This window comes from Paraburkholderia sp. WC7.3g (genome assembly GCF_050436345.1).
Classification (GTDB): Bacteria; Pseudomonadota; Gammaproteobacteria; order Burkholderiales; family Burkholderiaceae; genus Paraburkholderia; species Paraburkholderia podalyriae.
Map to the genome: position 1 here is coordinate 718,486 of NZ_JBNDMA010000004.1, position 11,868 is coordinate 730,353.

General features: G+C 61.8%; 12 protein-coding genes and 2 pseudogenes. 7 read left to right on the plus strand and 7 right to left on the minus strand.

Going from position 1 to position 11,868, the window contains the following annotated elements; all coding sequences use genetic code 11:
• Nucleotides 1–2: 2 nt before the first annotated feature.
• The 6 genes from OKW43_RS36635 to OKW43_RS36660 all read right to left on the minus strand — a co-directional run bounded on the left by OKW43_RS36635 (nucleotide 3) and on the right by OKW43_RS36660 (nucleotide 6,393).
• Nucleotides 3–1,463, minus strand: a complete 1,461-nt coding sequence (locus OKW43_RS36635) for a hydrogenase 4 subunit F (RefSeq protein ID WP_429453408.1) — start codon at nucleotides 1,461–1,463, stop codon at nucleotides 3–5.
• Nucleotides 1,456–2,115 (minus strand): formate hydrogenlyase, encoded by a 660-nt coding sequence (locus OKW43_RS36640; protein WP_187639439.1) that lies wholly within the window; start codon nucleotides 2,113–2,115, stop codon nucleotides 1,456–1,458. Before OKW43_RS36640 ends, OKW43_RS36635 begins: the two co-directional genes overlap by 8 nt.
• Entirely contained in the window at nucleotides 2,116–3,066 is a 951-nt protein-coding gene (locus tag OKW43_RS36645) for a respiratory chain complex I subunit 1 family protein (protein WP_187639440.1), read from the minus strand.
• A complete protein-coding gene (gene hyfB / locus OKW43_RS36650; protein ID WP_429453412.1) occupies nucleotides 3,063–5,072 on the minus strand; it encodes a hydrogenase 4 subunit B in 2,010 nt (669 codons plus the stop codon). The genes OKW43_RS36645 and hyfB overlap by 4 nt, the downstream gene beginning before the upstream one ends.
• 20 nt (nucleotides 5,073–5,092) lie before the next feature.
• Nucleotides 5,093–5,920: a fused MFS/spermidine synthase gene (locus tag OKW43_RS36655; protein ID WP_429453414.1), complete on the minus strand. Its 828-nt coding sequence runs from the start codon at nucleotides 5,918–5,920 to the stop codon at nucleotides 5,093–5,095.
• 77 nt (nucleotides 5,921–5,997) lie between these two features.
• Entirely contained in the window at nucleotides 5,998–6,393 is a 396-nt protein-coding gene (locus tag OKW43_RS36660) for a hypothetical protein (RefSeq protein WP_429453416.1), read from the minus strand.
• Between the two features lie 395 nt (nucleotides 6,394–6,788).
• Between OKW43_RS36660 and OKW43_RS36665 the strand changes: the two genes are divergently transcribed.
• The 7 genes and pseudogenes from OKW43_RS36665 (at nucleotide 6,789) to OKW43_RS36695 (ending at nucleotide 10,674) form a co-directional block, all read left to right on the plus strand.
• Entirely contained in the window at nucleotides 6,789–7,550 is a 762-nt protein-coding gene (locus tag OKW43_RS36665) for a YoaK family protein (RefSeq protein ID WP_429453418.1), read from the plus strand.
• Between the two features lie 304 nt (nucleotides 7,551–7,854).
• Nucleotides 7,855–8,301 (plus strand): hypothetical protein, encoded by a 447-nt coding sequence (locus OKW43_RS36670; protein WP_429454739.1) that lies wholly within the window; start codon nucleotides 7,855–7,857, stop codon nucleotides 8,299–8,301.
• Between the two features lie 60 nt (nucleotides 8,302–8,361).
• Nucleotides 8,362–8,624 (plus strand): annotated as a pseudogene (locus OKW43_RS36675) (HPr family phosphocarrier protein).
• 68 nt (nucleotides 8,625–8,692) lie between these two features.
• Nucleotides 8,693–9,460, plus strand: a complete 768-nt coding sequence (locus OKW43_RS36680) for a fused MFS/spermidine synthase (RefSeq protein WP_429453421.1) — start codon at nucleotides 8,693–8,695, stop codon at nucleotides 9,458–9,460.
• Between the two features lie 81 nt (nucleotides 9,461–9,541).
• The gene (locus tag OKW43_RS36685; protein WP_429453423.1) at nucleotides 9,542–9,769 is read left to right on the plus strand and encodes a hypothetical protein; all 228 of its coding nucleotides are present in this window, start codon (nucleotides 9,542–9,544) and stop codon (nucleotides 9,767–9,769) included.
• Nucleotides 9,770–9,939: 170 nt separating this feature from the next.
• Nucleotides 9,940–10,138, plus strand: a pseudogene (locus tag OKW43_RS36690) (ribbon-helix-helix protein, CopG family).
• 206 nt (nucleotides 10,139–10,344) lie between these two features.
• Nucleotides 10,345–10,674, plus strand: a complete 330-nt coding sequence (locus OKW43_RS36695; protein ID WP_187639340.1) for a hypothetical protein — start codon at nucleotides 10,345–10,347, stop codon at nucleotides 10,672–10,674.
• Between the two features lie 189 nt (nucleotides 10,675–10,863).
• Here the strand turns inward: OKW43_RS36695 and OKW43_RS36700 are convergent, their stop codons facing one another.
• Complete coding sequence (locus OKW43_RS36700; RefSeq protein ID WP_187639339.1) at nucleotides 10,864–11,679, minus strand: fused MFS/spermidine synthase; 816 nt, start codon at nucleotides 11,677–11,679, stop codon at nucleotides 10,864–10,866.
• Nucleotides 11,680–11,868: the final 189 nt, after the last annotated feature.

An 11,868-nucleotide genomic window follows, 5' to 3' on the forward strand; every position in this document is an offset into this window, starting at 1 on the left:
TTTCACCCCGCGATCATGGCCGCCGCCTGCCGATACCACGTTGCAAGATACGGCGGAATGTAGAGTCCCAGCATCAGTCCGAAGCCGAGATGAACGAACACCGGCAGCAACGCTGGCGGGTGTTCAAGGACTTTCGCCGTCGTCTCGCCGAACACCATGCCCTGCACGCGCACAAAGATGGCCGCAAACGCCGCGGCAAGCGCGAACAACAGGAAGGGCGTCGCCCACGGCAGTTTGCTCATCGCGGTCGTCAGGATCAGGAACTCGCTCGCGAACACGCCGAATGGCGGCATACCCAGGATCGCCAGCGTCCCGAGCATCATGCCCCACCCAACGGTTGGGCTCACGCGTAGCAATCCCCGGATGTCGTCGATTGCCTGGGTGGCCGCCTTCTGCGCGGCGTGTCCGACGGTGAAGAAGATGGCCGACTTGACGAGCGAATGAACGGTCATGTGCAGCAGACCCGCAAAGGTCGCGGTGGGGCCGCCAAGACCGAAAGCGAAGGTCATCAAGCCCATGTGCTCGATCGACGAATACGAAAAGAGCCGTTTGACGTCTTTCTGCCGGAATAGCGAAAAGGTTGCAACCAGCACCGAGATCAGCCCGAACCCGACCAGCAGGTGCCCCGGCAAACCATTCTGAAGCGCGCCGTCGGCCAGCACCTTGCATCGCAGCACAGCATAGAGGGCGACGTTGAGCAGCAGGCCAGACAGTACGGCCGAAATTGGCGTCGGGCCTTCGGCATGCGCGTCGGGCAGCCAGTTGTGCATCGGCACGAGACCGACCTTGGTGCCATAGCCGATCAGCAGGAACACGAACGCGAGCGACATGATGGTCGGATCGAGACTCCCCTTGACCGCGTTCAGACTGGTCCAGAGCAGCGCATCGCCGCCGCCGAGCTGCCGGCTCGCGGCGAGATAGAGCAGGATCGTGCCGAATAGCGCCTGCGCGATGCCGACGCCGCAGAGAATGAAATACTTCCACGCGGCTTCGAGGCTTGCCGCCGTGCGATAGACGCTGACCAGCAATACCGTCGCGAGTGTGGCGGCTTCCATCGCGACCCAGAGGATGCCCATGTTGTTGGTGAGCAGCGCGAGCAGCATCGCGAAGATGAACAGCTGGTACATGCTGTGATACAGGCGCATGCGAGGGCCGGTCATCTTGCCGCGATCGCGCTCGATCCGCATGTAGGGTCTTGAAAAGATCGAGGTGGTCCAGCCGACGAAGGCGGTCAATGCGACCAGAAACACATTGAGCGGATCGACGAAAAAAAGCTTGCCCAGTGCGAAGGCCGGTCCGTGCGCCACGGTTTGCGCGGCGAGCAGCATGGCCGCGACAAAGGTCAGGAAACTGAACCCGACGTTCAGGCCCGGCGCGACATGGTGGTGGCCCGCAAGCGCAAGACACCCGCCGGCCAGAAGCGGAATGCCGAAAACCAGCAGCAGTACCCAGGCTTCAGTCATCTTTGAGTTTTTCGAGGTGGTGAATGTCCAGACTGTCGAACTGCTCGCGGATCTGGAACATGAACACGCCAAGGATCAGGATGCCCACCAGCACGTCGAGCCCGATACCGAGTTCGACGATCATCGGCATGCCGTTCGTCGCCGCCGCCGCGGCGAAGAAGAGCCCGTTCTCCATCGACAGGAAGCCGATCACCTGAGGGATCGCTTTCGCGCGCGTGATCATCATCATGAACGACAGCAGCACGCAGGCGAGCGCGATGCCGAGCGTGCCGCGCGCGACCGACGAGGCGAGCTGGCTGATCGGCGACGCCACATTGAACGCGACGATCACGAGCACGATGCCCACCAGCAGGGTCGCCGGGATATTGAGCAGCGGCTCGACGTCCGCTTTCACGTTGAGCCGCCGCACCAGCCTGTAAAGAATCCAGGGAATCAGCCCGACCTTGAGCACCAGGGTGAGTGCGGCGGAGACATAGAGGTGGGCGTCGGTTGTGACGAATCCGAGGATCAGATTGGCTGACACGAGTGTCATGCCTTGCAGGGTGTAGAGGTGGATCAGGGAGATCATCCGGCGCTGGCTGAGCATGGCAAACGACAGCAGCAGCAGGATGGCGGCCAGCAAGTTGATGATCTGCGTCGCGTAGCCGTGCATTCACGCCCCCAGCAGGAAGTGGACGAGCATCCCGATGACGGCCAGCAGGAACGCGGTTGCGAGAAACTCCGGCACACGGAAAATGCGCATCTTCGCGTTGCCCGTCTCGACGACCGCGAGCGCCGCGCCACCCACCAGCAGCTTGACGAACAGCGCCGGTATCGCGAGCAGCAGCGCCAGCGGATTGCCGGCTTCGGCAATCCCCCACGGGATGAACAGCGCGAGGCCGATGCAGGAATACGCGAACAGCTTGAGACTGGCGGCCCACTCCATCAGCGCGAGATGCCGCCCGGAATACTCGAGGATCAGCGCCTCGTGAATCATCGTCAGTTCAAGGTGCGTGGTGGGGTTGTCGACCGGCAGGCGCGCGTTCTCGGCGAGCGACACCATCGTGAACGCGATTCCCGCGAATGCGAGGCTCGGGTAGATCGCCAGCTCGCGATGGCTGAGCGTCGCGACGATGCGGGTCAGCAAGGTGGATTGCGTAATCAGTGACGCCGAAAAGAGCACCATCAGCAAGGCGGGCTCCGCGAGGAAGCCCACCAGCATTTCGCGGCGCGCGCCCAGTGTGCCGAATGCGGTACCGATGTCCATCGCGGCCAGCGAAATCACCACGCGGGCCAGCGCGAAGAGGCCCACCAGGGCGATCGCATCGGCGGCAGGCGACAGCGGCAGGTCGGTGGAAAGCGTCGGCACGATCGCGCAGGCAAGCGTCATGCACGCCCAGACGACATAGGGCGCTCCGCGGAACACGGGGCTCGCATGAGCGGCGACGACCGACTCCTTGTTGAACAGCTTGTGAAGCATCCGGTAAGGCTGCCAGATGCTCGGCGCGCGGCGGTTCTGCAACCGGGCACGGCACATGTTGACCCAACCCGTCAGCAAAGGCGCAGCGGCCAGCGCGAGCAGGATTTCAAGTCCCTGCGAGAGCAATCCGGAGAGTGTGATCATCGTCTCACCAGCATCAGCAGCACGATCAGCACGAGAAAGCTATGCATCAGATAGACGGCGATGCGGCCGGTTTGCAGTAGCCCGGCCAGTGCCGCGACGCGCCTGACCAGCCGCTCCAGCGGCCGATAGATCAGGCTCCACGTACGATCCGTCACGACAACGCTGTACACGGGTTTTTTGTCGAAAGGAGAGGGAAGCTGCCGCTCGATGCTGAAAAGAGGCGCGAAGATCTCGCGAATCGGCTGCCCGAACCCTTCGGCTGTGTCCTGCATGCGCGCGTTGACGAATGGATAGCCACAGGCCCATGGCGCGGCTCGCCGCAGACGCCCGTGATAGAGGCGGCGGACCAGCAGCCACGCGAGCCCGCAACAGGCGAAGAAGAACAGCAGGAAAACCGCTGGCATGTAGCTGGCCCGCTCGACGCTGATGGGTGCGAGCAGCAGCCAGCCATGCCGTGCCACCGCGGGTCCGATGCCTGCCCCCACCAGCAACTGCGTGACGCGATCCAGAACGACCACAAACTGCACCGGCAACAGACCGAGCAGCACGCATATCGCTGCCAGCCACACGAACCCGGCGCGTTCCCACGGGCTCGCGTCGCGTGCTTCGCGAAGCTTTGTCTCGCGAGGCTGGCCAAGAAAGACGATGCCGAAAAACTTGACCATCGTGTAGCCCGCGAGCGCGGCTACCAGCGCTATCAGGGCGGCGACGAGCGGCACCACCATATTCAGGAATGGGTCCGGCAAGCCCGGCGTGAACAGGAAGCTCTGCAGCAGCAGCCATTCGGAGACAAAGCCGCTCAAGGGCGGCAGGCCTGCACTGGTCAGCGCGCCCACGAGAGCCGCCCATGCGGTCCACGGCATGAAGCGGATCAGGCCGCCCAGGCGCCCGAGATTGCGTTCTCCCGTCGCATGCAGTACCGAACCCGTTCCGAGGAAAAGCAGGCTCTTGAATGTGGCATGGCTGGCGATCTGGTAGAGCAGCGCCGTCAAGGACAACGCCGCCAGCGCGTTCATGCCGTACGCGCGAAACAGGATCGCCAGTCCCATGCTGACGAACATCAGGCCGATGTTGTCGATTGATGAATACGCGAGCAGCCGCTTCATGTCCGTCTGGATGGCGCTGAACACGACCCCGAACAGGGCGGTAAAGAGCCCGAGCATCAGCATGAGCACGCCCCACCAGGCAATCTGCACGTGCAGCAGGTCGAACACCGTGCGCAGCACGCCGTACAGGCCGGCTTTCAGGACGAAGCCGCTCATGAGGGCCGATACCGGTGAGGGTGCCGCCGGGTGCGCTTCCGGCAACCAGACATGCAGCGGAAAGATGCCGGCCTTCGTGCCGAAACCGAACAGCGCCAGCAGGAACGCAATGGATGCCCAGACCACGTCCAGATGCTGCTGACGCATGCTGGCGAACGTATAGTCGCCGGTATTGGCCTGCAGCAGGCCGAAGCACAGCAGGAGCGCCAGCGCGCCGACGTGGGAGATCAGGAAGTAGAGCCAGGCGGCCCGGCGAATCTCCGCAATGCGGTGATTGGTCATGACCAGGAAGGTGGCCGACAGTGTCATCGTCTCCCACGCGACCATAAAGCAATAGGCATCGTCTGCGAGCAGCAGCACCGCCATGCTCGCGAGGCACACGTGATACTCGAAGCAGATGAGTCCGGGAGGCGTGCCCTCACCCTTGCGGAAATAGCCGGCGGAGAACGCGCTTACCCCCGTGCTCACCACGCCGAGGACAGAGAGGAAATAGGCTGACAGGCCGTCAAGCCGCAGATGAAACGGCAGGCCCGGCAACCCGAGCGGCAGGACGGCTTCCTGCGGGCCCGCGAACACGCCAGTCAGGCCCAGTCCGGACAGGAACAGGCCGAACACGGCACCCACTGGGAACAGGCCATGCGCCACCACGCGGGTCCGACGAAGGGCGACAAGCCCAAGCATTCCAACGACCAGCCAGCCCGCGACGACCAGCAGCACGTAATGGACGACCAGCAAATGTGCCATCGGCGTTGTCTCCAGTGCCGTCAGATGTCTTGTTCAACGGCCAGTGTGGCGGACGAAGGGTATCCCGAAACCGGTTCTACCCGGTGGTGACGTTCCATTTTTTTGACATACCGGCACAGGTCAAGCCCCATCGATTTCGTGATGGCTTCGGCGCGGACATAGAGGTCCTGCCATCCGGGTACGATCGCCTGTCTGACGCCGATGGCAATCGTGTTGCCTTCGCGTTGCGCCATGGTGCGGAACAGTTTTCCGTCGCACGCACGGCGTATCCGGTCGAGGTGGGTGGGTAGCTGCGAGTCGTTGTTGAGCAGGTTGGCAACCAGCACGCCTTCTTCACGCAGCGCAGCATGGCAGCAGTCGTAAAAGTGCTGGCTCGACAGGCTGGCAGGCAGACCAGAGGCGTTAAAACCGTCGAGCAGGATTACATCCGCGATGCCAGTTCTGTCCGGGAGATATTCGGCGGCGTCGGCGTGCACGATCCGGAATCGTTCCGAATCAGGCGGAATGTAAAACCACTCGCGTAGTGAGATCACTCGCTCGTCGATTTCCACCGTGGTTACCCGTGCCGACGGAAACTTGCGGAAGCAGTATTTCGACAGTGATCCTCCGCCCAGACCCACGATCAGGATGTCCCTGGGGTGGGGGTGAAAGAGCTGGAACGACATCATGGCCCGCGTGTACGACAGATCCAGTTCGAACGGATCACGCCTGCGCATTGAGCTTTGTATTCCGCAGGCATCGAAACACAGCGACCGCGTGCTCCGCCCCTCGTGTACTACTGGTTTTCCATACGCCTTTCCCCACCGCTCCTCCAGGGCCTGCCTGAACTGATTGTGATCGGCCGACAAGTCAATGTTCTCCTGAAACTGCGCAGATCAGGTGCCGCGAACCGGCGTCATGCAGCGCCCGGGTTGTCACGACAACCTTAATGTATAAGGCCGTGCGATGCGGGCGTGAATGCGGGCGCCGCGCCCACGCCCTGGCACTTCTCGAAACACGACAGCGCGTGCGCGAGCATGCGCGTCGCGCTATCGAACAGACCGTCGGGCTCAAGCATGACGGCTGCGTCAGCGAGTCGCCCTTGCGCGACGGAAATCTCGATTATCAGCGCAATGGCACGAAAGCTCGCATGCGCCAGCATCAACTGGTGAAGCTCGGGAGGGTCACCCCACCACGCCTGATCTTCATGAATCCAGCGCCCGGGTGCGCAGAGCCGCTCGTTGGCGAACGCGGACCTGACGAGCCGCACGCGCTCGAGCATGCCATCGCCCAACAAGACGTCAGCTAAACGGTGCTCTTCGAGAGAGTCGTCAAACGTCATGACACTTTTCCCTAATACGACGCACCCGGCGGGACAGGCATCCCGCCAGTTGCCGGACTTCGTTCTCTCGCCGCTACGAACCACAGTGCCCCTGCGTGGTCGTCACCGCGGACACCATAGCGGCATCCCTGCCGGTTATTGACCGTCTGGAGGCGTCGTCAGGAGCATCAAGTTACCAGTTAATGATAATTGCGTTATCATCCTAGCAGCTTTGTTGATCTGATTCCATACGCGATGATCCACCGGCGTGCCCGAAGAACGTGCCGCGTTCGCCCCAGGGTACCGAGGATGCAGGATTTCACCCTGCGTGTGGAAATTCAAAATCCCACCTGCGGCGCCGGTGCCGGCTTTTGTCCAGGCGCACCTGGACTGACGAACACACGGGTTGATACCTGATGCCAGCACACTATTTCCGGGCGCTGACCGGAAAGGACCGCAGTTCCGGGGCCGACAGGCAGCTTGGCTTTTCGCTCGCGTTCGTGGCTGGCGCAACCAATGCCGGCGGCTTTCTGGCGGTGAGGCAATACACGTCCCATATGAGCGGCGTGGTATCGGCAATTGCCGACCAGACTGCGCTGGGCGACCTCTCACTGGTCCTGGCGGGCGCAGCATCGCTGATCTCGTTTTTGCTGGGCGCCGCCTGTTCCGCGGTGCTTGTCAATTGGGGCCGGCGTCGGCGGCTGAACAGCCAATACGCGTCGCCGTTGCTGATCGAGGCGCTTCTGCTCCTCTGTTTCGGTCTGCTCGGCAGCCATCTCGCCCTGTGGGAGACCCTGTTCGTACCCGCGACCGTCGTGCTGCTGTGCTTCATCATGGGACTGCAGAACGCGATGATCACCAAGCTGTCGGGCGCGGAAATCCGTACTACCCACATGACCGGCATCGTCACGGATATCGGCATCGAGCTTGGGAAACTTTTCTACTGGAATTCCTCCAGCGTCGACCCCGCGGAGCCGTTTGTGCTGGCGAACCGGACGCGGCTGAAAGTGCACGGAACGATGCTGGTCATGTTCTTCGTCGGTGGCGTCACGGGGGCAATGGGATTCAAGCATATTGCCTACGCGTCGACGGTGCCGCTTGCGGGCGTGCTGATCGTGCTGGCCATCGTTCCTCTCGTCGATGACCTGCGCGCGCAGATCTATCGACTTGATCGTTAGGCTGCAGGCACAAACCGCACGGCAGACGACCATTCGGACCCGGCATGCGCCGTCAATCCGGAGTCACTCGACTTGCTGCGGCGCAACCACCCTTCAGGTCACGCACCTGCGCATTGGAGAATCGGCACACCGGCCGGCCGGATCCTTCAGGGCGAGTAGTGCAAAAACATGATAATATAATTATCATTAATTTATGCTGCTATGATAATGGTATGGTGGCTATGGGCCAGAATCCTGCTGATCATGTTGGAGGGCGGGCATGCGCGAAACTCGGCGAATGTCCGGGCGCGACAGGGAGGTCGACGTGATTGATGCAAGTGTTCCGCTGCTGTCCCACGATTATACGCACCGGTATCTGAGGGACGTAATGGGTCGTCGCGGACTGATCGTCATCGGCGTGGGCAAGGCGGGTGAACGCGGATTCCAGATGCTGTACCGGTTTTCTGATATCTGTGACCGCCTGGAAGCGTGCGGGGTGAACGTCATCTTCGTCTATCAGAAGCAATCGGCTCGCCACGTCCAGGACGCGACCTCGCTGTCCGGCGCGCGATACAGGCAGAGGCCATGTCTGTTTCTGGACGATGACGGTCAGTTCTTTGTCGGTCCACCGCATCCGAAATCGCTGCGCGTCGTGTATCTGGATCGGGACATGCGCAGGCTCGATACGGCCGAAATTGCAGTACGGGATGAAACGTGGGACGCGCTGCTGCGTGCTTTCTTTGCTCAGGTTATTGCAAGCGCGATGCACTGAGCGCGACCGCGTCGGGACATGGGGCGCTGGGTCACTGTTTGCGTACAAAGGGGAGCGGGGTTGGTCGAGGCATTGATTCAGATTGGTGGCCGATGGGGTTCAACGGGCGTGAGTCAGCGAGGCTTGCCGTTAGCGCCGCCCGGTTTGCGAGCGACATCGTCTGTATCGCGAACGGCCGGTCCGTCAATGCCAAGGATGTCATGTCGGTCATGTCGCTTCGCGCGAAGCCGGGCACGCAGATGCGCATTCTCGCGGCCGGTCCCGACGAGACTGCAGCGCTTGACGCGCTTGCGGCCATTCTTCATGTGCAGGAATCTTTCTGACGGACCGATGCAGGAGTCTGGCTCACGCCTGTCGATCCTCCCTGCATTCGAACTATTCAATCACGCACATGAAAAGAAAGAGGAAGGCGAGCAAGCCGGTGGTCATAGAGAATGACCAGGTCGTTTCACTGTTCTTTGATGCGCGCGGCGTGCAGAGCACCATGTTACGGCACGATCCCTACGCCCTTGCGCTGGGTTACACGCGCACCATGATGGGCTTCCTGCTCTTCCAGCCATTCCCGCGCCGCATTTCGATGATCGGTCTGGGTGGCGGGTCTCTGGCGAAATACTGCTATCGCCATTTGCCTGACACGATGATTTCCGTCGTTGAAATCAATCCCCAGGTGATCGCGCTGCGCGACCGGTTTCATGTGCCGCGCGACAGTGAACGCTTCAGGGTGGTTTGTGCCGATGGCGCGCGGTACGTCACGGTTCCGGATCACCGGCCCGATGTGCTGCTGGTCGACGGTTTCAATGCCGATGGTCTGCCCGCAGAGCTGGGCAGCAGGACGTTCTACGAAGCGTGCCGTCGCAGGTTGAGCGATGACGGCGTCCTGGTGGCCAATCTGGTGACCGACGAACCGGACTTCCATCGCTACCTGCGCTCGCTCAGGGAGGTCTTCGCGAACGCGGTGACCCTGGCGCCGTCGGAAGGCAGTGAACACAACGTCACGGTTTTTGCCTGGAAGGGCGCGGATGAGCTTCCGTCCTTCGCAACGATGCTCGACCGGGCGCGCGCACTCGGACCCACACATGCGGTGAATCTCCATGCGACGGCCACGCGCATCGAGTACGGCAAGAAATTTAACTGGCAACGATATGAACAGACGTGCTGAGCGGATGCATCGGTCGCTGGTGGATCGCAACCCCTGCACGCTCGTGGCCTGTTTGAGCAGGTGCATGCTCGAGGATGGAAGATGACCGCGGAACGTGACAACGACAGCAGCCCCCTGACCCATGCAGCCATCTGGGCGCTTGAGCGTCTGGCCCAACAGCGATACGGCCGCGACGCGCCCACGTTAAACTGGTCGGTCGCGCAGGAACTGCGTAACGCGGGGTTGGTATCCGTCCCCGCGAATAGGCGGGGCGGTGTGTCGATTACCCGGGCCGGACAGGATTTTCTGCGTGCCAGGGCGGAGATCTAGCGCACTGTCGCCGTGCGCTGTACGTCTTTGGCTTCCTGGCCGCCGAGCTGGTGGACATCGGCGATGCATGCGGGAATCGACGGCCATCGTGTGAGCCCGGCGCCACGAAGATGACTCGCGCCATACGATGTATTATAATTTAATTAACATACTTGGACTTCGCCCCCGTCATGGAAACGAAAAGCGCTCGACTCACGATTCTGATCGATCCTGTGAAGAAGGAAGGCGTTCGAAAAACTTTGCGCGGCGCAGGACCTGACTTCCTCACAGGTGGTACGGCAACTGATCCGCGACTACCTCGATCAGCATGGCGTCAGCTACCGGACCAAAAGCGCAATCGGCGCGCGTCCACGCCGAAAAACGGCCTGAGGTACGCCTGCCCCAGGTGAGCGACGTGATCCCACGCAGGCATCACGCTGGGCCTTGGTTTCACGGCAACGCAGGCCTCTTCGGCAGCCTGCTTCCGTGCACATCGGAAAGATCGCACGATGAGAGTAACGTGACGATGTCCGGCCGTCGCGGGCCGCAACGATAGGACAGGTCGCAGGATGCACCGACTTGAGACGAACGCAGAGTTGCTGCGCATTCTCACGTTATCCGGGATATTCGCCTTCCGCACCACCGGAGCGTGGCTGCCGCCCGATCATCTGGTTGAGAGCACGAGGATCTGGCTGCGTCGCCGCGATCACCATGCCGACTGGCGCCTGCGGGTTGAATTGAGTCGAATGGCCGCGGATCTCGCGCGGCAACTCGTGAAGGCCGGCGACATCGTGCGTCGCCAGCCGGACGCATCCTGGTTCTTCACCCGGGACATGCAGATCAACTTCGCATCACCGCGGGTGATCGTCGTCTACGCCCGATGTGTGGCTACCCTGAGCAGGGACATTAGCGGCGGTGCGGCATAGTCATGGCATTCACTGCTCCACCGATGCTGCCGGACCCATCCCGGGTCCCAGCACCCTGGCTGTCATGTCTTCCCGGGACCCTCGCATGAGGTGCCTGTATCGATCGTCGCGCATGCCTGCATGTTAGTGGGCACATCGCGCGGCGCTTCCGATCCGGCCGCGCAGATCGGGCGTTTGTCAGCCTTTTCGTCAGCCGGTCAGCTTCTGCCCGAATGTCCAGTCGGAAGCGAGCCCCACACCCTGCTTCAAACGGCGTGCGGCCCTGCGCAGGTTCAGGGGATGTGTCGCGGCCAGGGCGCGTGCACGCGCGAGGAGCTTATCCCGGGAGGGCAGTCCCGGCGCGCCCTTCCAGGCAAACAGCGTGTAGTTACAACTGTCCTCGGCCATGAAAATGGAAAGTGACTCACCGAACACTGAACGCACCTCTTCCAGGTAGTATGGAATATGGGGATCGTCGTCGACGAAATTGGCGACCAGCACCCCATCGTCCGCAAGCCGCGCATGGCAGGCCGAGTAGAAGGCGGCGTTGCCCAGCTGTGCGGGCATGCCGTGTGCCAGAAAGCCGTCCACCAGAATCACGTCCGGGCGCGCATCGTGGCTCTTGACGTACTCCGCCCCGTCCGCGCAGATGACTTCGAGTCGCTCGTCATCGGGTGGAATATGAAATGTGTCGCGCAACGCGATCACCCTGGGATCGATTTCGATGGCCACTATCCTTGTATCCGGCAGATGCCGGTAGCAGTACTTGGCCAGCGATCCTCCGCCCAAACCGATCATGGAAATTCTGGTGGGCGCTGGCTGCAGCAGCAGGAATCCCATCATGGTCCGGGTGTAACCGAGCACCAGCTTGTGGGGGTCACGCCGCGACATGAAGCTCTGCGTGGCCAGCAGATCGAAATGCAGCGAAAGCGCGTGCTCAGTTTCCAGCACCACGGGCACACCGTCTGCGGATGGCCCGGCAAGAAACTTCATATAGGCGTCGAACGACGCGTGAGAGTGATCCATGCTGCGGTCTAAACGAGGTTACTGTTCTATTCTTCGGTCCGCCCACCGCATACGATGACCGCTGCGTCGTCGGGCTGGATGGCGGCCCGCATCTGCCCTCCGGTTCCAGTCAGGGCAGACATGAACGCCTTGCCGCCGGGACCATTTACCCGAGACGGGACGACTCGCCCCTGAGAGCAATAACCTGTC